This window comes from Viridibacillus sp. d25.2 (genome assembly GCF_055456015.2).
Genome location: NZ_CM196652.1, coordinates 2,385,997 through 2,407,237 on the forward strand (window position 1 = coordinate 2,385,997; position 21,241 = coordinate 2,407,237).

The 21,241-nt window shown below is 33.8% G+C and carries 20 protein-coding genes and 1 pseudogene; 14 read left to right on the forward strand and 7 right to left on the reverse strand.

Annotated features, from left to right (window positions below; translation table 11 throughout):
* Nucleotides 1–28: 28 nt before the first annotated feature.
* The 3 genes from glpK to ACZLO7_RS12020 all read left to right on the forward strand — a co-directional run bounded on the left by glpK (nucleotide 29) and on the right by ACZLO7_RS12020 (nucleotide 3,371).
* Nucleotides 29–1,522, forward strand: a complete 1,494-nt coding sequence (glpK, locus tag ACZLO7_RS12010) for a glycerol kinase GlpK (RefSeq protein ID WP_464940040.1) — start codon at nucleotides 29–31, stop codon at nucleotides 1,520–1,522.
* 653 nt (nucleotides 1,523–2,175) lie between these two features.
* Nucleotides 2,176–2,628: a YoqH family protein gene (locus ACZLO7_RS12015; protein ID WP_464940039.1), complete on the forward strand. Its 453-nt coding sequence runs from the start codon at nucleotides 2,176–2,178 to the stop codon at nucleotides 2,626–2,628.
* Between the two features lie 71 nt (nucleotides 2,629–2,699).
* On the forward strand, nucleotides 2,700–3,371 hold the full coding sequence (locus ACZLO7_RS12020; protein WP_464940038.1) for a hypothetical protein: 672 nt from the start codon (nucleotides 2,700–2,702) through the stop codon (nucleotides 3,369–3,371).
* 65 nt (nucleotides 3,372–3,436) lie between these two features.
* On the opposite strand, the gene brfA is transcribed toward ACZLO7_RS12020, so the two are convergent.
* A complete protein-coding gene (brfA, locus tag ACZLO7_RS12025) occupies nucleotides 3,437–3,661 on the reverse strand; it encodes a ribosome rescue factor BrfA (RefSeq protein WP_464940037.1) in 225 nt (74 codons plus the stop codon).
* Between the two features lie 350 nt (nucleotides 3,662–4,011).
* Here brfA and ACZLO7_RS12030 point away from each other — a divergent pair.
* Nucleotides 4,012–4,281, forward strand: a pseudogene (locus tag ACZLO7_RS12030) (transposase); the annotation flags it as partial.
* A 348-nt stretch (nucleotides 4,282–4,629) separates the two neighbouring features.
* Nucleotides 4,630–5,100, forward strand: a complete 471-nt coding sequence (locus ACZLO7_RS12035) for a hypothetical protein (protein WP_464940036.1) — start codon at nucleotides 4,630–4,632, stop codon at nucleotides 5,098–5,100.
* 62 nt (nucleotides 5,101–5,162) lie between these two features.
* Here the strand turns inward: ACZLO7_RS12035 and ACZLO7_RS12040 are convergent, their stop codons facing one another.
* Entirely contained in the window at nucleotides 5,163–6,437 is a 1,275-nt protein-coding gene (locus ACZLO7_RS12040) for a dicarboxylate/amino acid:cation symporter (RefSeq protein WP_464940035.1), read from the reverse strand.
* Between the two features lie 401 nt (nucleotides 6,438–6,838).
* Between ACZLO7_RS12040 and ACZLO7_RS12045 the strand changes: the two genes are divergently transcribed.
* Nucleotides 6,839–7,225, forward strand: a complete 387-nt coding sequence (locus ACZLO7_RS12045) for a hypothetical protein (protein WP_464940034.1) — start codon at nucleotides 6,839–6,841, stop codon at nucleotides 7,223–7,225.
* 156 nt (nucleotides 7,226–7,381) lie between these two features.
* On the opposite strand, the gene ACZLO7_RS12050 is transcribed toward ACZLO7_RS12045, so the two are convergent.
* Together ACZLO7_RS12050 and ACZLO7_RS12055 are read right to left on the reverse strand one after the other, a co-directional pair.
* On the reverse strand, nucleotides 7,382–8,647 hold the full coding sequence (locus ACZLO7_RS12050; RefSeq protein WP_464940033.1) for a dicarboxylate/amino acid:cation symporter: 1,266 nt from the start codon (nucleotides 8,645–8,647) through the stop codon (nucleotides 7,382–7,384).
* Nucleotides 8,648–8,907: 260 nt separating this feature from the next.
* The gene (locus ACZLO7_RS12055; protein WP_464940032.1) at nucleotides 8,908–9,957 is read right to left on the reverse strand and encodes a DctP family TRAP transporter solute-binding subunit; all 1,050 of its coding nucleotides are present in this window, start codon (nucleotides 9,955–9,957) and stop codon (nucleotides 8,908–8,910) included.
* Nucleotides 9,958–10,055: 98 nt separating this feature from the next.
* On the opposite strand from ACZLO7_RS12055, the gene ACZLO7_RS12060 reads away from it, so the two are divergent.
* Together ACZLO7_RS12060 and ACZLO7_RS12065 are read left to right on the forward strand one after the other, a co-directional pair.
* Nucleotides 10,056–11,651, forward strand: a complete 1,596-nt coding sequence (locus ACZLO7_RS12060) for an ATP-binding protein (RefSeq protein WP_464940030.1) — start codon at nucleotides 10,056–10,058, stop codon at nucleotides 11,649–11,651.
* A 14-nt stretch (nucleotides 11,652–11,665) separates the two neighbouring features.
* Complete coding sequence (locus ACZLO7_RS12065) at nucleotides 11,666–12,349, forward strand: response regulator (RefSeq protein WP_427752655.1); 684 nt, start codon at nucleotides 11,666–11,668, stop codon at nucleotides 12,347–12,349.
* 237 nt (nucleotides 12,350–12,586) lie between these two features.
* On the opposite strand, the gene ACZLO7_RS12070 is transcribed toward ACZLO7_RS12065, so the two are convergent.
* The gene (locus tag ACZLO7_RS12070) at nucleotides 12,587–13,264 is read right to left on the reverse strand and encodes a hypothetical protein (protein ID WP_464940029.1); all 678 of its coding nucleotides are present in this window, start codon (nucleotides 13,262–13,264) and stop codon (nucleotides 12,587–12,589) included.
* Between the two features lie 311 nt (nucleotides 13,265–13,575).
* On the opposite strand from ACZLO7_RS12070, the gene dhaK reads away from it, so the two are divergent.
* The 6 genes from dhaK to ACZLO7_RS12100 all read left to right on the forward strand — a co-directional run bounded on the left by dhaK (nucleotide 13,576) and on the right by ACZLO7_RS12100 (nucleotide 19,375).
* A complete protein-coding gene (gene dhaK, locus ACZLO7_RS12075) occupies nucleotides 13,576–14,562 on the forward strand; it encodes a dihydroxyacetone kinase subunit DhaK (protein ID WP_464940028.1) in 987 nt (328 codons plus the stop codon).
* A gap of 13 nt (nucleotides 14,563–14,575) precedes the next feature.
* Nucleotides 14,576–15,184 (forward strand): dihydroxyacetone kinase subunit DhaL, encoded by a 609-nt coding sequence (dhaL, locus tag ACZLO7_RS12080; RefSeq protein ID WP_464940027.1) that lies wholly within the window; start codon nucleotides 14,576–14,578, stop codon nucleotides 15,182–15,184.
* Nucleotides 15,174–15,551, forward strand: a complete 378-nt coding sequence (gene dhaM, locus ACZLO7_RS12085; RefSeq protein ID WP_464940026.1) for a dihydroxyacetone kinase phosphoryl donor subunit DhaM — start codon at nucleotides 15,174–15,176, stop codon at nucleotides 15,549–15,551. Before dhaL ends, dhaM begins: the two co-directional genes overlap by 11 nt.
* A 485-nt stretch (nucleotides 15,552–16,036) precedes the next feature.
* The gene (locus tag ACZLO7_RS12090) at nucleotides 16,037–17,515 is read left to right on the forward strand and encodes an ATP-binding cassette domain-containing protein (RefSeq protein ID WP_511261334.1); all 1,479 of its coding nucleotides are present in this window, start codon (nucleotides 16,037–16,039) and stop codon (nucleotides 17,513–17,515) included.
* Between the two features lie 413 nt (nucleotides 17,516–17,928).
* Entirely contained in the window at nucleotides 17,929–18,405 is a 477-nt protein-coding gene (locus ACZLO7_RS12095) for a hypothetical protein (RefSeq protein ID WP_464940024.1), read from the forward strand.
* A gap of 445 nt (nucleotides 18,406–18,850) precedes the next feature.
* Nucleotides 18,851–19,375 carry a hypothetical protein gene (locus ACZLO7_RS12100; RefSeq protein WP_464940023.1) on the forward strand — a complete coding sequence of 175 codons (525 nt, stop codon included), beginning with the start codon at nucleotides 18,851–18,853 and terminating at the stop codon, nucleotides 19,373–19,375.
* Nucleotides 19,376–19,484: 109 nt separating this feature from the next.
* On the opposite strand, the gene ACZLO7_RS12105 is transcribed toward ACZLO7_RS12100, so the two are convergent.
* Both ACZLO7_RS12105 and ACZLO7_RS12110 read right to left on the reverse strand, forming a co-directional pair.
* Entirely contained in the window at nucleotides 19,485–19,745 is a 261-nt protein-coding gene (locus ACZLO7_RS12105; protein WP_511261419.1) for a GNAT family N-acetyltransferase, read from the reverse strand.
* Between the two features lie 302 nt (nucleotides 19,746–20,047).
* The gene (locus ACZLO7_RS12110; RefSeq protein ID WP_464940022.1) at nucleotides 20,048–21,232 is read right to left on the reverse strand and encodes an oxalate decarboxylase family bicupin; all 1,185 of its coding nucleotides are present in this window, start codon (nucleotides 21,230–21,232) and stop codon (nucleotides 20,048–20,050) included.
* Nucleotides 21,233–21,241 lie beyond the last annotated feature (9 nt).

Consider the following 21,241-nt stretch of genomic DNA (forward strand, 5'->3'; position numbering starts at 1 on the left):
AGAAAAACATATATTTGGAGGAGATTATATGACAGATAAATATATTTTGGCACTAGATCAAGGAACAACAAGTTCTCGTGCAATATTATTCGATAAAGAAGGCACTATTTTCCATACTTCACAGCAAGAATTTACACAATATTTCCCTAATTCTGGATGGGTAGAACATAATGCAGATGAAATTTGGAGTTCAATTTTGGCCGTTATTGCTGGTGTATTATCTGAAAAAAATATAAAACCAGAACAAATTGCAGGAATTGGTATCACAAATCAACGAGAAACAACCGTCGTTTGGGATAGACATACAGGAGATCCGATTTATAATGCGATTGTTTGGCAATCTCGTCAAACAGCTGATATATGTGACAAATTAAAATCACAAGGTTATGCTGATACATTTCGTGATAAAACAGGACTATTAATAGATGCCTATTTCTCAGGTACAAAAGTAAAGTGGATTTTAGACAATGTAGAAGGAGCGCGTGAGAAGGCGGAAAGAGGAGACTTATTATTCGGAACGATTGATACTTGGCTTGTTTGGAAATTATCGGGCGGAAAAAGACATGTAACTGATTATTCGAATGCTTCTAGAACATTGATGTACAATATATTTGATCTGAAGTGGGATGAAGAGTTACTTGAAATTTTAGAAGTTCCTGCTTCTATGTTGCCTGAAGTTCGCCCTTCTTCAGAAATATATGCTTATACAGCAGAGGATTGTTTCTTTGGTCATGAAGCGCCGATTGCTGGTATTGCGGGAGATCAACAAGCAGCACTTTTCGGTCAAGCCTGCTTTGACAGTGGAATGGTAAAAAATACGTACGGTACTGGCTGCTTTATGCTGATGAACACAGGAGAAAAGGCTGTTAAATCAGATCATGGTTTACTAACAACCATTGCTTGGGGAATTGACGGTAAAGTGGAATATGCTTTAGAAGGAAGTATATTTGTTGCAGGATCATCAATTCAATGGTTACGAGATGGTCTAAGAATGTTTAGAAACGCTCGTGAAAGTGAGCAATATGCTGAGAAAGTAGTTTCAACAGATGGCGTTTATGTTGTACCTGCATTTGTTGGATTAGGAGCTCCTTACTGGGATAGTGATGTAAGAGGAGCAGTATTTGGGCTTACTAGAGGTACTACCAAAGAGCACTTTATACGCGCAACTTTGGAATCGCTTGCATATCAAACGAAAGATGTTCTGGATGCAATGGAAGCAGACTCTGGCATTTCACTAAAAACGTTACGTGTAGACGGAGGAGCAGTAGCAAATAATTTCTTAATGCAATTCCAAAGTGACTTATTAGATGTACAAGTTGATCGTCCAATAATTAATGAAACAACAGCACTAGGAGCCGCTTATTTAGCAGGTTTAGCAGTTGGCTATTGGGAAAATAGAAATGAAATTTCAGAGAACTGGAAGAATGACAAGTCATTCCAACCTAAAATGGAACAAGAGAAACGTGAAGAATTATATGAAGGATGGCAAAAAGCAGTAAAAGCCGCAATGATTTTCAAATAAATCACTTCAGTCTCACGCTTGTCCGAACAATTAATCTCCTAATCTATGTATTAGGGGATTTTTTTGTAAGTATAATGGTGTAATAAAATTGATTTTGGCAAAAAGATAAATAAAGGATTATGTATTAACATTTTAGGTTGTGTTTGGTGGCTCACCTTCTCTTTAGGAGAAGATGTATGAAGAATCAATCTTGACAGTATTAATAGGTTAATTTAGTACATTTAACTATAAAAAATAATCAATTCTTGAGTTGATTAAAAATGTGTTAGAAGAACTTACAGTGGTAATAAAAATGCTAATAAAGCAATAGCAAGAGAATCAAATGATGCTATCAATATAATCGTAGATGATCACGAATCAGAAAAACTACTATAAAAATTCAATCATCTATCAAATAAAATATGTCTAAAGCCGATTTTGATAAATATTTATCAAAATGGCTTTTTTTATGCTGATATATCAACTTATTTATTAAAATTTCGATAAAACTATATTGTATAACACATCCCCACAATTACCTAAAAGGTAGTATCAAATTGAAATAAAAGTTTATACTTCTAACGAGGTCATTTGTTCAGCAAGTCAAATAAAGCTAGATTGTTGAAGAGTTAGAGTTGGGTTTACCTATCAAAAAAAAATTGTAAGAGGTGCTTATGGAAAAGAAATTTTTGTTTTTATGTCTTATTTTAGCTTTCTTTATATATCCATCTCACAGCAATGCGATTTCAGTGCCATGTAGTCTTATTTTGGAGCCGGTTGATAAAAGTTTAACAAATGCCAAAGGTGAAGCATTGGTTTATAAAGTGCAATTAAATCCACCAAGTTTTGCACGAACTAATATAAGTATTCTTGCTGTTCACCTTCCAGAGCCTTCATCTTATGGAGACTATGATAGTTATGAAGGGTTTGCTTTTATTCCAAAAGAAATAAGTTGGCGTTTTAGGCTTTATCCTACTCCAGAAGAGGATAGTCCAACTTGGGCTGGACGATTTGATTCAATTACAGCAGAAATGGAGAAAGTTGAAATTCAAGTGCGTCTCTCTAATTCCAAAACTGAAAAGTTGGGACCAAGTATTCTAACAAACAGTATCAACTACTGTAAGTAGCGGTTACTGTTATTCAATTTACATTTTCAATAAGTATCGTAATTTATCACGAATTATTGGGGGAATAATTTATGAAGAGAGTTATTAAACCATTAAGAATAATTCTTTTTCTATTACTTGGTGGTGGATGGTTTATCCAACATTATCAAGTTCATGTAGAAGCTTCAACGAATCATTCTTTGACTCAGAAAGATCGCGAGGATGAGCTCAAATCAGAGAATTTTGAAAAGGCTAATAAAGCTATTAGAACTAGACTCAAAGAAGAAAACATTCCTTATCAAATCTCAATCGCCATAACTTTCCCAGAGGAGAGAGTGGATGTACTAATCACAGGTAGACAAAGCTATATAGATGAAAATGAAAAAAATATCAAAAAAGCTACTCAAGAGGTAATACGAAAAACAATTTATAAAGATTATTCAGTCCATGTCAATAAGACTTTTACGTATTCTACTGAAACAGATAAACAATATAATGAATTAAATAAAGAAAAAATAAGGTGGATGCTTAAAGATAAGGGATATGCAAAAGTTCAAAGGGTTTTGAAAGAAATAGAACCAAATTTCGTAGGCTTAAGTATATTGACAGATATACGTTCCAATGATGACACGAGTACTAGGTACGGGAAAGAAATTAATAAAGATTTACGAAAGGCACTAGGCAAAGAAATTAAAACACTAAAGAAAGATAATGTATTAGTAGAAATTCACATTTATGACATAAGTGGTGAAAAAGTGATTTAAATGTTTTTTTGATGAGCGTTTTGACTTTAAGAAAATAAAACAAATGGCATTATCTTCGCCATAGCTCAAGAACAAGAAATTGAAGCAACTAAAAAAGCATCTCCATCGGAATAATGATCTCCCTGGAAATGCTTTTTGTGTTTATGGAATTGAACTTGTAATTTGTCTTTTTTCGTTTTCGTTGTTCTAGTATGTGTGCTAAATGCAACTTCTCCGCGCTGTGTTGTTACATCTTTGCCTAAATTACGTAATACATGCTGTCTATGACGTTTTGCTTTTGAGATAGCCAAAATGTGGTATCACTCCTTCTTTGATTTGATTTTAGCATACATGAAGAGGGGAATAGAAGCAATAAAAATACAATCCTACTTTTCATTTTATTTAATGTTACATATAATCCAATAGCAATTCAGGAACATGGCTTTTTCTTCGATGCCGTTAATTTCCGTTCCGGCGGACGCTTTCCTGGGGACGAACCTTGAGCCTCCTCGTCGCTAACGCTCCTGCGGGGTCTCAAGATGTTCGCTAGTTCCCCAAGGAGTCGCCGCCTGCACTCCAATCAACTAGTTTTATCGTTTTTCTGAGTGTTTCATTCTTTCCGTTTCACACCTACCCCTTTATAATGAAAGGACTATCAAGGTGTTATAAAGACGGTGCCAAAAGCAAAACGTATTCAGTTTTTATGAAATCAACCGAAAATGAAGAGCAAGCAGCTTTTCAAGAAACGGAAAAATTCAAAGACTTAGCGAAAAATCGCTATAAAATTGAAGCGAAGAATAGTGAGTTGAAAAATCCACATGGCTACAATACGGCAAAATCGGCGGGTTTATTTGGCCTGGAAGTCCAAGGAGCTACAACAATATTTGCGGTGAATTTTAAACGTATCTTGAAGCTATTAAATGAAGAATAAGGGAAATACCTAATAACACCGGCATTTTCTGTTCAAAATCGAACAAAAAGTGCCGGCGTTTACTATTGAAGAACATTACATTTTAAAATCGTAAGTTTTTCAGTACCTCTAATAGTTGAAAAGTTTTTTTATAAATCAACGTAGAATATAGATTAAAAATTTTGTGCTAAAAAGCAATACGCTGAAAAAGAGCTTTAAAATGGTAATATTCAAAAAATAATCCTTAAGAACGATAATCCTACATTGGCTGGCATATTAATTTACACGGATATAAAAACACATCAGTAGAATATGGATATATAGATTAGCTACTAAATTTGTCTATAAACAAAGTGAAAGGGGATACAGATGGGGAAATTACTCGATATAAGATCATTGTTCTTAAACAATTGGTTAAAAGTATATTTTGTGATAATGGTTTCTTTAAATCTTTTATATTGTGCTATTGAGATTTTTCGAATAAATAATGGAGAAAAACTTGCAGAAATAGGTAGTCCAACAGCAGATTTATTAAATAAAGCACAGTTAATAGCTCAAGTCAGCAGTGGCATTCAATCAACCATGCTTCTATTTATGCTATGTATTACTTTAATCTATTTTAAAAAGAGAAAAGAAATATTGCCTACATTGTTATGGATACATTTTCTTTATTTAATATGTATGTTTGCAGTAGGATACGAAATAAGTTATGCATTTTCTAAACCTATTGGAAATCTAGTAGAAGCGATAATATTTCCATTCTGGTTATTAGCATTTTATGTATTAATATTAGTAGTACAAAAAGTTTACAGTACACTTCGTCATAGTTTTTCAAATTAAAAAATGTACATTACTAAAATTTCTTAGCAATGTACATTTTTGGTTATATAATATTCGGTTTTTTATAGTACAGGGGCGTTTTTAACGGATGTTTCTGTATGGACTTTATTTTGAACGCCAGACGGATCAAATTCATTTTCAGATTTTGCTACGATAACAGTTGCAACACCGTTACCGATTAAGTTTGTTACGGCACGAGCCTCAGACATGAAGCGGTCAACACCAATTAATAAAGCAATACCTTCAACAGGAATCATCGGGAAGGCAGCTAAAGTAGCAGCTAAAGTGATGAAACCTGAACCTGTAACACCTGCAGCTCCTTTAGAAGTTAACATTAATACTCCAAGTAACATAATTTGTTGCCAGATTGATAGCGGTACGTCATACGCTTGTGCGATGAACATCGCTGCCATTGATAAGTAGATGGATGTACCATCAAGGTTAAAGGAATAACCAGTTGGTACAACCAACCCAACTACTTGTTTCGAACATCCGTAGTTTTCAAGTTTACGCATCATTGATGGTAGGGCAGATTCAGAAGATGAAGTACCAATTACTAGGAAGATCTCATCTTTAATATAAGCGATAAATTTGAAAATACTAAAGCCGAAGTATTTTGCAATCGAACCTAAGATAAGAACGATGAATAAGAACATTGTGATATATACAGATACCATAAGCAGACCTAAATTAAATAGTGATTGAACACCGAAGTTTCCAATAGTATAAGCCATAGCACCGAATGCACCGATAGGCGAAAGTTTCATCACCATACCAATTATTTTAAAGAAAATTTCTGATGTTTGTTCAAATAATTTGATAACTGGTTTTGATGCTTCTCCTAGAGACGCTGAAGCAACTCCAAACAAAACAGCACAGAATAGAACAGGTAGTAATTGTCCAGCGGCAAGAGAGCCGAAGAAGTTATCTGGAATGATACTCATGACGAAACCAATTAAGCCTTCACTTTCAGCTGCTGCACTCGTGTATGCCGAAACATCGCTACCAACTGCTGCAGAAGTATCTAAACCTTTACCAGGTTGTACAATGTGTACGACTAGTAAACCAATAGCTAAAGCGATTGTTGATACTACTTCGAAATATAGTAAAGCTTTACCTCCGATTTTACCAACTTTTTTCAGATCACCCATATTACCAATACCGATGACAACGGTTAGGAAGATAATTGGTGCAATTAACATCTTAATCATTTTGATGAAAATATCTGCTAAAACTTTCAGCTTAGCTCCAAATTCAGGGAACACTGCTCCTACGACAACACCAAGTATAATAGCGATAATCACTTGAACAGTTAGGTTTTTAAAATTGATTTTCATAAGTGTACCTTCTTTCTATAATGTGTTTTGTTAACGTTTTCATTGCTATCATCATAAGTGCTAAGAAAACGTTTTCATAGATTTTGGTGATAATGTTCTTTTTGGTCTTTTTGGTCTTTTGGTATTTGGATTATTGAAATTATTCTCAAATGCAGACGGCGCAAGGGATTGCGGATATCTACAATATTCGGTAAATAGTATTTTATTTTTATAGTACAGAGAATTAAAATCATTATGTATTAGTACAGTCCGGACTTTCTTTTATAGTTTCGGAGTAGAGATTATATCAAAATAGTAAGCGAAATCGCTGTTTTTTTAAAAGAGACATGAGAGTTCTAGACTAATTTGAAATCATTCAAATCATATTATTAGAAAGTATATTCGTGAGGTGAGTAAGTGTAATGGAAGAACAAGTAGCATCATTTATGACCGGTCTACAACCAAAGAGCCCTAAAAAAGCTGTGGAATTATGGATATTAGGTGTAATAAATCGAAGTGGTGCTGTTAAATATGCGGTACTATCACCATCTCTAAAAAGATTTACAAAAATTCAATTCGAAAATACTAAATGGGTGACTGGGCAATCAAATCCGTGGGTTAATAACGTTCATTTTGTGAATAAATATAAAATCAGTAATAAAAAGATACAGTACGTAATTGCATATGATTTACTAACTTCTTTTGGCACATCGTATAAAGTCATTACTGTAAAAATAAATCCAGAACCATATAGAACAAACTGGTTTATATCTAAAATACAAACAAATAATAATCAATACGAAGCGTAGCGTTTACACCTGCTGAAACAATCATAAAATAAAGATAAGTTGAAAAGTAAGATAGTTGTGCCCTACAAAAAAGCCACATGAGATATACTCATGTGGCTATATATACGAAAGTCTTGTCTAGCAGATCGAGTGCTATCTAGGACATTTGTATACTAGTTAATGTGCAATTCTTTCAGAATCTAATGGTTTTTTATAACCGTTTGTTGGATCAAACTCATTTTCCATTTTCGCGACAACTACAGTTGCAACAGAGTTACCGATAATATTCGTAATCGCACGGGCTTCACTCATAAATCGGTCAACGCCGATAAGCAGGGCAATCCCTTCAACAGGAATCATAGGGAAGGCAGCTAAGGTTGCGGCTAACGTTATGAATCCAGATCCTGTAACACCAGCGGCACCTTTAGATGTCAGCATTAATATACCAAGCAAAGTTATCTGTTGCCAGAATGATAGTGGTACGTCATAGGCCTGTGCAATAAACATAGCAGCCATTGATAAGTAAATGGACGTGCCATCAAGGTTAAATGAATAACCAGTCGGTACAACTAACCCAACTACTTGTTTAGAACAACCGAAGTTCTCTAATTTGCGCATAATAAGCGGTAATGCTGATTCAGATGAAGAAGTTCCGAGTACGATAAACAGTTCATCTTTAATATAATTTATAAATTTGAAAATATTAAAGCCGTAATATTTTGCTATGGAGCCTAACACGATAATGACGAATAAGAACATTGTAATATAGACAGATAACATCAGTTTACCTAATGACCACAATGAGCCAAGACCAAAGTTACCGATTGTATAAGCCATGGCACCAAATGCACCAATTGGAGACAGTTTCATGATCATACTAATAATTTTGAAGAAGATGTCTGCTACTTGTTCGAACAACTTAACAATCGGTTTTGCAGGGGCTCCAATAGAAGCAGTCGCAACACCAAATAACACAGCACAAAATAATACAGGTAATAATTCACCAGCTGCAAGAGAACCAAAGAAATTTTCTGGGATAATACCCATGAAAAAACTTGCAATACCGTGTTCAGATTCTGCAGCCTGTTTTGTGAATTGTGCTACATCACTTGCAGTTGCAGAAGAAGTATCTAAACCTTTACCTGGTTGAATAATATGTACAACGATTAACCCTATTGCTAGAGCAATAGATGACACGATTTCAAAATAAATTAATGCTTTTCCTCCGATTGAACCGACTTTTTTTAGGTTTCCCATACCACCTATACCGATTACAACCGTAAGGAAAATAATTGGAGCAATTAACATTTTAATTAGTTTAATGAAAATATCAGCAAGCACTTTTAATTGTGACCCGAAGGTGGGGAACAGTGCGCCTACTATAATACCAAGAATGATTGCACAGATGACTTGGACGGTTAAATTTTTAAAGTTAATTCTCATATGACGGACCTTCTTTGTAGTTATTATTGATAACGCTTTCAATGATTTCATCATAACGCTGTTGTTAATGTTTTAAATGTTATGGTGATAAAACTCTTTTTGGTCATATTGGTCTTGAATTGTGTTGAAATTTATATTCTCTCCAAAACATAGTCATATCAAGGTATAAGAAAAAGCCTTGAAAAAAACAAGGCTTTAAAAAAATTCTATTACACATAGATTAAAACTTGCATTGTGCTAGTACAGCAGTGTAAGAGATGTTATTTTTTGTTAATTTCTTTTTCGATTTCCTGCAAAAAAGTTTCACTTACCTGTTTACGATAATTAACGTAGATTGGTTTGAAGAGTTTTTGCCACCTTTGTTTTTCTTCATTCGATAACGTGTTGATTTGAACATCAGATATTTGTTGTAAACTCTCCAAATCTTTATCATTCATTTGCTTAGAATGTTCAAAATTCCAAGCTGTAGCCTCATTTATAGCCTCGATTACTTCTTCTTGCAAATCTGATGGTAAGCTATTATAAAAATCCTCGTTCATCATAACAGCATAACCTAGTACACCATGATTTGTAATCGTTAAGTTTTTTTGTAGCTTATAAAAGCCTTTAGAGTAAATGTTAGAAATTGTATTTTCTTGTGCATTTAGTTCTTTTTTTTCTAATTCTGTATATAGTTCATCAAACGAAGTTGCAAACGAGGTAGCGTGAAATAACTTAAATTGCTGCTGCAAGACTTTGCTTGGCATGGCACGCACTTTTAGTCCCTCAAAATCTTCTGCGGTAAGTATTGGTTCACCAGAAGATAATATTTGCTTAAAACCATTATTCCAAAAAGCTAACCCCTTAATATTAAATCGCCCTAGTTGATTTAATAATTGTTCTCCGAAAGGCCCCGTTAAAACCTGTTCCACTTCACCTTCCGTATGAAATAAATAAGGTAAATCGAGTACTTGCCATGTCGGCAAAGTTGTCGTCATTTTCGAAAACGATGGTGCAATCATTTCAACATCTCCGCGCTCCAAAGCATCCAACTCATTATTATCATTATAGAGTAGGCCGTTTGGATAGATTACAACGCGAATTCGACCATCTGTTTTTTGTTCTAATAATTCAGCAAACTTTATAGCAGTTTGTCCCTTAGGTGTATCTTCTGCTACAATATGGCTAAAATTGATGACGATTTGGTCATTTAAACCGCCTTGTTCTTCATCGATTGGTAATGTAGAATCTAATCCAGACCTTTGTTGATATCCTATAATACCAATAAGTACTATTAAAGTGATGATAGCTGTAGTAATATACAGACGCATTTATGTTCTCCATTACATTCTGACATTTTTCTTTACATTCTAACATAGTTTCTAATGTTACAATGAAGGCATTCTAAAAATATTCAAGGGGAAGCGCGATGAAAACAAAGCAAATATCAATGAATAGTAAAATAATGTCGCTCACCTTTTTCCTTATCGTTTTTTCACTATTAGTTGCGGGGATTTTCGTTCTCGGAAATATTATGAAAACAAAAGAAAAAGAGCTAGGAACTGAAGCAATGTTAATAGCGAGGACGATTGGAAAATTACCAGAAATACGAGAGCAACTTGTTTCAAATACATCGTTTGAAAAGAAATCTGCTACAATCAATCAAACCGTTGAAGGCATTCGTGTCATAAATAAGGCTGATTATATTGTTGTTTTAGATATGGAACATAGACGACTATCACATCCTGTCAAAAGCATGATAGGACAAACCTCTAATACTGTTGATGAAAATGCAGCTTTTGTTGAACATTATTATATTTCAAAAGCAAAAGGTGAAATCGGTAATGTGGTTCGTGCATTCGTTCCAGTTATGAATGAAGAGCATAAGCAAGTTGGCGTTGTAATCGTTGGCTACAGTTTACCATCTGTTTTAGAGATTATTAATAGTATCCAAAATGAAATAATAATAGCAACCATGCTTAGCCTCTTTTTTGGAGCGTGGGGGGCGTGGGTATTAGGGCGTCATATGAAAAAGCAGATGTTCGGCTTAGAGCCACATGAAATTGCAAGACTTTATGTAGAGCGAACAGAAACATTTAATGCGATGCATGAGGGTATTATCGCGATTGACAATGAATCTACAGTGACCATTTTTAACAACAAAGCTCGGCAAATCCTTGGTGTAGATGGTGAAGACTTTATCGGCAAGAAAATCTATCATATTTTACCTGATACACGTTTGCCCGAAATTCTTGACTATAACAAACCTGTTTATAACAAAGAGCTCTTCATAAATCAGCATAGTATTATGAGCAACCGTGTACCAATTGAAGTTAATAATGAAACAGTAGGGGCTATCGCTATATTCCAAGACCGTACAGAAGTGAATAAGCTTGCGGAGGAATTGACAGGGGTTCAAGAATTCGTACAGGCATTGCGTATTCAAAATCATGAACATAAAAACAAAATGCATACTGTAGCAGGGTTATTACAGCTTGGACACTACGATCAAGCGCTATCTTATATTGTAAAAGTAAAAGAGCAACAAGATGGTATTACAAATTTTTTAGATGAGAGGATAAAAAACCAGAACATCTCTGGCCTATTATTAAGTAAAATTAATCATGGTAAAGAGCTAGGCATTGAAGTAGAAATTGATATGAACAGCCAGCTGTCCTATATACCTGAAAGCCTAGCATTCAATGATTTCGTAATCCTTCTAGGTAATCTAATCGAAAATGCCTTCGATGCACTACAGAATGTAAAAAGAGAAGAAAAGCATGTTCTAATAAGTATTGATCAAGACGAACATACACTATCTATTCTAGTAGAAGACAATGGGCCAGGTATTCATGAAGACAAACTGGAGCAAATTTTTCAGAATGGTTTTACAACAAAAGCTCAAAAAAATCACGGCATCGGGTTATACTTAATTGATGAAATTGTGAAAAAAGGAAACGGTACAATCGAAGTATCCAGTAAACCTGGTGAAGGTACTAGCTTTTTCATCACTTTTTATTTATAAAGGAGGGCTAGAGTATGCTTCCCATTTCTGTGTTATTAGTAGAAGATGACCCAATGGTACGCCAAGTAAATCGTCAATTTATCGAACGTGTCAAAGGATTTCGCATAGTCGGTACGGCAGGTAATGGTATTGAAGGGATGAAACAGATAAAGCAGTTGAAGCCAGATCTAGTCGTCATGGATATTTTCATGCCAGAACAAGACGGTATTAAAACGCTACAAAAGCTACGTGAAAGTGATACAAAGGTAGATGTCATAACTGTGACAGCTGCTAATGATATGAAGACCATTCAACATGTACTACAACTCGGGGTATTTGATTATATTATGAAACCATTTACATACGAGCGCATTAAACATACACTTGAAAATTACATGCATTTTAAAGAAAAAGTATCCGAAAAAAACGAATTGACACAGCGTGAACTGGATGAATTATTACATCATCAACAAAATACTAGAAAAGAGCCGAACAATTTACCAAAAGGTCTAAACGGTTCTACATTAGAGAAAATTGTATCCTATATTGAGAAACAAGAAGCAGCCATTTCTGCTGAAGAAGTTGCCAATGGTGTCGGTCTTGCACGTGTCACGGCACGCCGCTACCTTGACTATCTAGAAAAACAGCAAAAAGTCGTCATTGATATTCAATATGGTGGCGTCGGTAGACCGGTTAATCAGTATCGGATTATTCATTAATTATAATACTAACTGACTTATATAACATTTAACCGGTAACTTTAAAATTGAACTTTATGGAAATAGATTAGCTACCATTGCTGCATCAATGAACTCGTGAGTTTTCCGGTCTTAAAGCAGGTGATTATGTGTATTTTGATCTCTATTCAAATTTCACCGATACTTTTGATTTAAACTTTTATGATTAAAAAATCGAAAAAAAGATGCCTCAGAAAGGATATTCTGAGGCATCTTTTTTTAATTTAACCGTTCTTGGTTAATAGTATAAACTTTAATATCTAGTATTTTTGGTTCATCCTTTGATATTGCATCTGCATCTTTTAAAGACTTCCTGATTTCTTTTTCTATTTCTTTTCCTCGATTAATATTAATTAAATTGTTTTTTTGTATAGATGTGTTTATGTCTACAACAAGTTTCTTATCTTTATCTCTTATACGTATATTTTCAATTTCAATATAATCCTTAGCTTTAAGATCCTCTACAACTTTCGTAGTTAGTTTATTTAATATTTCATTTCTTTCCAATGCTAATTTATCTGCATTAGGCGGTACTATGATCTGCTTATAAACTTCGATTGAATAATCTTTAAAGATTGTTTGTTGTGACGCTTCATAAACGATCTTCTTAATACTGTTTTCAATTTTGTTTACATATTGTTGGTCACCGTTTGCGCGTAAATAAATTTCTTTTTCTTGGAAATCAACGCCAATTGAAGTTATATCAAAATTTTGTTCTTTTAGTTTAGGTTCTACTGCTTTTGTTAAAATCCTACAGTTGTCGTTTAGAACTTTTTCAGAATGTGTCTCGGGTTCCATTGCAAGTGCGGTCTTAGTATTTGGATATTGATGGTGTAACAAAACTCCACCAGAGAGTAAACAAAAGATTATGCCCACTGAGGCTATATTTTTTTTCAAAACTAATTTCCTCCCTCCATAAATTTCAATGTATCAATAATTAACTGCTAATGTCAAAAGCTTTCAAATTCCATGATAGTATGTTCTTTTTTTGAAAAATAATTAAAGAAATATGAGTTTTAATATTGTTTATCTCTATGTAAAGAAGACAATTGGTTTTATTCACAAATTTATTGCTGCGAATTGTATTAGAGTTCGCCTATTTCCCTAGTTAACTGCATAGATTAGTGTTAGCAGACAAATAGTAGAATGAAAGATTCTATTTGTGCAACGATGTAAGATTATGTAGTTTTCATAGGAGGTTTTGAGGGATGAAGAAAATTATTAATCAACCGGAACAAGTGCTAGCAGATATGTTAGCGGGTTATAAGCTGGTGCATGATAATGTGGCGTATTTAGAAGATACACATGTCATTACACGTTCTCAATTTACATCTAATAAAGTAGGCATCATTAGTGGTGGTGGAAGTGGACATGAGCCTGCACATGCGGGTTTTGTTGGACTAGGGATGCTAGATGCTGCGGTATGTGGACATGTTTTTACCTCTCCTACCCCTGATCAAATATTTAGTGCCATAAAAGCTGCAGATCAAGGCTCTGGTGTTTTCCTTGTCATTAAGAATTATAGTGGGGATTGCATGAATTTTGAAATGGCAAAGGATCTGGCAGAGTTAGAAGGTATTGCAGTAGATTACGTTATAGTCAATGATGATGTTGCTGTTTTCGATAGTAGTTATACAGAGGGGCGTCGCGGAGTTGCCGGCACAATACTAGTTCATAAAATTATCGGTGCAGCCGCAGAAAAAGGGGCTTCTCTTGAAGAAATAAAAACACTAGCAGAAAGTGTCGTAGCACATCTTGCCACTGTTGGTGTTGCTATAAAACCTGCCATTGTTCCTGAGGTTGGTAAGCCTGGTTTTGACTTAGATGAGGATGAAATGGAATTTGGTATTGGGATACACGGAGAACCCGGTTATAGCCGTGAAAAAATCAAAACGTCTCGTGAAATTGCAGAAGAATTGATTGGTAAAATTGAAGCAGAAACCAAGTGGACGACGGATCAAACGCTTGCTGTGTTAATTAACGGTATGGGTGCTACGCCACTTATGGAACAATATATTTTCGCAAATGACTGTTTGACTATTTTCCAAGAAAAAGGTTACACAGTGGAATTTAAAAAAGTCGGGAATTACATGACTGCTATTGATATGGCAGGTGTCTCTTTAACATTATTACAATTAGAAGATGCGATATGGCTTGAATATTTAACTGAAAGTACACTAGCACCTGCTTGGTAAGGGGGAGTTTCTAATGATTATCACAAAAGAGTTGGCACAAAAATGGTTCACCTTATTTGCAGAAAAAGTGATTCAAGATAAAGAACAATTAAGTGAATACGATCGTATTATTGGTGATGGAGACCATGGTATGAACATGGCAAGGGGATCGCAACAATTACTCTCTTCATGGCAAGAGACCCCACCTGGTCAATTAGGAGATGTATTCAAGCATGCTGCTATGAAATGGATTAGTGGGGTAGGTGGAGCTTCAGGCCCCCTATATGGTACAGCGTTTCTTGAAATGGCAAAAGCCATTGGCACGAAAGAAGAGTTAAAGAATGATGAAGTAGTAAATGTATTCAAAGCTGGATTTGATGGGATAAAAAAACGAGGGAAATCAGAGCTCGGCCAGAAAACAATGTTAGATCTATGGGCACCAGCTATTGAATCCTTAGAAGAAAAACAGCTAACAACAGAGATTTTAGAAACAATTCTAACAACGGTTACAGCGTTAAAGGCAACTAAAGGCAGGGCATCCTTCTTAGGGGAGAGATCTATTAATGAAGTAGATCCAGGTGCCGCTTCCTCTAAATTGTTTTTTGAAGCACTTTTAGAAGCAGGTGATTTAAATGGCGACTAATATCGGCATAGTTATGGTGTCACATAGTAAGGATATCGCTAAAGGGTTATATGATTTAATACACCAAGTTGCACCTAATGTGTCTATAACATATGTCGGTGGAACAGTAGATGGTAATATTGGCACCAGCTTTGAAACAGTTCAACAAGCAATTGAAGAAAATACATGTGATCAGCTGTTCGCTTTTTATGATTTGGGTAGTGCCAAGATGAATCTAGAAATGGCTGCGGAACTCTCAGATAAAGAAATTGAGATTATGGATGTCTCGTTTATTGAAGGTGTCTATTGTACAGCTGCACTATTTGAAATGAATGCAGACTTACCTTCAGTAATAAATGAGTTAGAGAAATTAATGATTAAAAGATAAGTCTATGCTAATCCTCCAAGTTCTTTTTATATGTAAGAAAAAATAGAGTCGGTTCTGGTAATGAGTAAAATCTATTCTATTTCTCTATTAAGTGCCAAATGTATAAAATTGCTCTCATATTAAAATCTAATTTTTTTCCCTATAAAGGTCATGTAACTATTAAATGAAAGCAAAACTAGCGCTAAAATATCCAATATATTCATATATAGTTAAATTTTATTGACATCAAATTTACTTTATGCTATATTTCGTGTAATAACTTTGAAGGGAAGATGAGTGGACAATGGTAAACTAATTCTATTTTTACAAAAAAGTATATACAAGTACTTAAAATAGGATTAGTCTGCTCATTTATCATATTTCGAAGAACCTAATACGTTTAAAATAGGTTTATTTGTCATGAAATGAATAAATATATGAATCGACTAATCCTTCCAAATTAATGGGAGGATTTTTTGTTTCCTCTCATACTAGAGGTGATTTGAATGACAGAGAATATTCTTATAAAAAATATGACATTTAAATACTTATCGATGCTAAAACCGATTTTTAAAAATGTAAATTTAAACATCAATGATAATTGGAAATTGGGACTTGTTGGCAGGAATGGTCGAGGAAAAACAACCTTCTTAAAAATACTTTTCAACCAACTTGAGTACAAAGGTTCTATACAGTCAACATTAGATTTTAAATATTTCCCGTCATATCCAGACATTAACAATAAGTTAACCGCGTTAGAAGTATTACTCAAACAAAACCCGCATATCGATATTTGGCAAATAGAGCGTGAGTTAACCTATATGGATTTATCGCATGACATTTTAGAAAAAAAATTTAATGTATTAAGTGGTGGGGAACAAACAAAACTCTTGCTGATTGAATTATTTTTGAATGAAAATTCATTTCCTCTAATTGATGAACCGACAAATAATTTAGATTTGTATGGCAGAAAAATCGTTAGTCAATATTTAAAGAAGAAAAAGGGGTTTATTGTTATTAGCCATGATGAATCTTTTTTAAATCAATTCGTTGATCATGTTTTAGCAATTAATAAGGAATCGATTGACATAATTAGCGGCAATGTAGATACGTGGAAATATGAAAAAGCAAATGCAGATATGCTTTCTGAAGAAAAGAATGCCCAACTAAAAACGGAAATTAAACGACTAAATGATGTTTCCAGCCAAATGAGTACCTGGGGGCTAAAAAAAGAGAATAGTACAAGAGATGCCTCAGCAAGACGATCAGCTGCAAAACAAATGAAAAGAGCTAAAGCAGTCAAAAAACGAACAGAAGTGATGATTGAAGAAAAGGAAAGTCTCCTTCATAATATCGAAAATGTTTCTGAACTTAAAATGATTGTTAAACAGCCAAGAAAACAGATATTATTCTTTCGGGATTTTTCGATTTTAAGAGATGGGATACCTCTTTTTGAACCAATCAATATAGATGTTTATCCAACTGAACGATTCTTTATTGAAGGGAAAAATGGAGTGGGTAAATCTACTCTATTAAATTTTATCCTTGGAAGAGAACAGCTAGAAACTATAGGTGAATATCGAATAAGTCTACCTGAACATCTATCAATACTGAGTCAAAAAAAACAAGAGGATGTAGATTATTTCTCCTTGCTCAATCAATTATCTACGAAAGAAGCAAAAGAAGAATATTGGCATCTATTATTTCAATTAGGAATTGAACGTTCTAGCTTTTCCGATAAATCAAGTGGAAATTGGAGCGCTGGTGAACAGAAAAAAGTATTCTTAGCAAATGCATTATTAGGTGAAAATGAGTTGTTTATTTGGGACGAGGTAACCAATTATTTAGATATGTTCGTGATCAATCAGCTGATAGATTCGATAAAGAAGTATCAACCAACTATGATTGGTGTAGACCATAATGAATATTTCGTTAATGCTATAGCTACTAAAAAGATAGAATTAAACTCTTTTATTAATAGATAATTTCTATGCTAATTATTGTAAATAAAAGGGTGCATTAGTACAACAATAAATAATTTTGTTGTTGTAGTAAATGAAGTGATTTGTATTACAAGAAAAGGATAGAGATAGCAAATTTATTTTGCTTACCTATCCTTACAATTTACACAGATATAATGTGTGATATTAAATTGAAAATAACTATTTTAATAGTTGTAAACTATAGCTTGACTTAATAAAAAGATAAAAAGATTTATTATAGTTGATGTGGTCTTCTATTGGAAATTTATGTTAATATCACTATAAAGATTGTGAAGAAATATACTAACACTAGTTGGAGAAAAAGATTCTAAAGAGAGATTCTGAATAGAATAATTGAAATAACAATAAATCAAAGAGCATTAAAATTCGTAGGAATTGAGCGGTGATCTAGAATAATGATTTCTTTTATACTTTTCTATTTAATAGGGATACCTATTTCTGTACTGCTTCACGAAATAGGTCACGCACTTGGTAGCATATTATCCTCAAATGAAGAAGCGCATGTCTATCTCGGTTCAGAAAATGATTCAAATAATGAAGATTTTCGATTAGGAAGAATTCACTTTCATATCCGCTGGGCATATTTTGGGTTTTGTACTGTAAATAATAACAAGTTAACTAAAGTTCAATGCACATTGATGCTAATAGGAGGCCCCATTGTTTCTTTATTACTATTTTGTGCCTCTTACTTTTTAATGGTTGAATTAACACATTTTGAACCTAAAAACTTTTTTAAAGGAATGACAATTATTAATTTCGTTCTGTTTATCAGTACGATTATGCCAATTCGCTATCCAAACTGGCTTAAACCGTATGCAGGACTCCCATCAGATGGGTATCAAATACTTAAATTATTTACAGATAAAAATTAATAATAAATTACTTAGAAGAATATAGAATAAATTGATAGTAATAAAAAGGGGGGTTCACGAATAAAAAGGTCGCTTAAAAATAAAAATAGTAAAATAGTTGTTTGAAAATTGGTGGTATGAAAGGTTTTGTATCGTCTTTTTTCTATACCAAATATAATTAATGTATAGTATATTCAGAGGAAATGAAGATATTAGATCTACCGATTGAATTTAATGAAAAAAAATCACATTTATCCTAGCTTAATTATATTAGATAATGGGCTAATGAACATCATAAAAGGCTAATTTATACCATAAAACATGTCTTAATCGGTAAAATAATGATTTACGTAAATAATTGAAATAATTTCATGAAATAAAAACATACTATGTTTTAAATAGCCTTCATATTAGCGTTTCCATTTTGAATATATTTAAGAGATTAACTAAAAGGGGACAATATACATTGACTAAAAAGAAAATAATTATTTTATTAGTCGGATTTTTTCTTTGCCTCTGTGGATGGCAATCCGTTAAATCATCAGAACAAAGGAGTATAGAAAAAGACTATTATAACCTTGGTTACAAATCTGTTTCAGATGCAATACAGGATGTTGAATCGTATTATAAAACAAATTTAGATTTACCAATAAAATTACCACCATTAGATTTTACCCACTCATTCGGAATATTTGACCAAGGAAATGAGAATCTTTTGATCGAATATTTAAATGAGGAAAAACATTTTAATTACATTATAAATGTCTCCCCTTCTAGAAAAGGTAATACTTTACTTAAACGTACAAATCATTCTAAAATAATATCTCTAAAAGACGGAACAAAAGCTTATTATTCAACAACAGGAATAGATAAAAAAAGTTTAAGTATTCTTATGTTTAATAAAAATAATTGGACTTATATGTTAAGTATTGAGGAAAGTCTATTAGGAAAACCTGTTACAACATTGGTGGAAATTGCAAATTCGTTATGAAATTAATGCACCAATAAATAGAGTTGATTCTGCATAAGCAGAGAATCAACTCTATTTATTTTTTGTTATTTTTAGAGTAAATTCTAAAAAGAAGGCTCCTTACGAAAATCTATTTTTTGTACCCTATTAAAGTCATACGACTGTTTATTTGACGCTCGAATTCTGTTCGTTTATATCCGATTTTTTCATATAAATAACAATTGCCTTTTTCCTGTAATATCGTTTGAAGTTCCCATACATTGTATTCAGAGAATAAGTCTTCAGCAAGTACCATCGCCTTTTGTGCGATTCCTTTGCCTTGATATTCTGGGAGTATAAAGATAGGACTAATCCAGTTGCTATTATTTCGCTGAACGATTCTTATTGCAATGCATGGAGCATATGCGCTTCTTCTATTTCCACTTTAATCAATTCAACAACCACAATACTTACCTCCAATGTTACATAAAATGAAACTACCTTTAAGAGATTAAATTCGACATATATTTCCTTAAACCTTTTTATAAGAATGCGAAAAAGGATGCCTAACTTTTCAACGTGAGATATCCTTTTTTATTGAAATTATATTATCATTTAAGTTGTAACAGAAGTAGCTTATAGAGCATGCTCCTATTGAATTGATAGTTAAGATTTTAGAATTTGTTCACCTTCTCAACTAAATGCAATTCATCGCTATCTAGGGTAGTAAGAAAAGCCAGGGAACTTAACAACAGGATATTTTACTTTTTGTAGGGCATTTAATAATTCTGGTCCAACATGTAAATTGTCTGCTACTAGGTCAGAAGGGGTAAGTGCCATCCATTGGTTTAAAGACACATCAGCAAATCGATCGCTTTTGAACATTTCCAAAAACCATAAGCTTTCAGTACCAGTATTTTGAATATAGTGCCCATTAGCAAATGGTACATAGCCGACATCACCAGCACGATAATCAAATGTACGAGCAATACCGTTTCCACCAAATACAGTCATTCGTCCCTGTCCTGATAGGTAATACTGCCACTCATCGTTATTTGGATGCCAATGCAGTTCTCTCATTGCACCTGGTTCAATCTTCACAAGGGCAGCTGCAATTTTTTTAGAAATAGGAAAATTAGAGGAGTCTACAATTCGTACAGTGCCTCCAGGGATTTTCATTGGTTTTTGCGCTAGTAACTTATGCTTAAAGCTTTCAGGAATGGTTCCATAAGGCGATTGTACCTTTTCACTTTGCAGGGGACCTGGAACCTTGTCTTGGAAAATATAGACCTGCTCTTTTGGAATGTTATCGAAAGCATTAATAGGAACACCAAAATTGGCAGACAGTACATCTTTTGGCGTATGTGCAAACCAATCAGATATGGATAAGGTATTTAAATCGGAAAATGAACCATCATCGAAGACTAGAAGGAATTCACAGTGTTCCAATCCTTGGATTGAATGTGGTAGGCCAGGAGGGAAGTACCACAAGTCACCAGGGCCAACATCAGCAATGAAGTTACGACCTTCTGAATCAATGGATGTGATTCGTGCATGACCTGATAGCATAAAAGACCATTCTGCTTGTTGATGCCAATGTAATTCTCTAACACCTCCAGCAGTCAAACTCATATTTACTCCTGAAAGTGTTGTCGCAATAGGCAGTTCTCTTACTGTAATTTCTCTTGACCAGCCACCATGATTCAACTTCATGGATGTGTCTGAGAACGAAAATCGCATGTTAGGGATCAAACCAGCATCAGTCTTTGGTGGTACTAGCAAGTCAGGGTTTTCAAGATCCCTCATAATATCCCTAGGGCCTGTATCATATCCTCCTTCGCCGTTATTTCGGATAGGCTGGGGTATATTTTCTTCTATATTTCGGTTCGGATTATCCAATTCATAGAC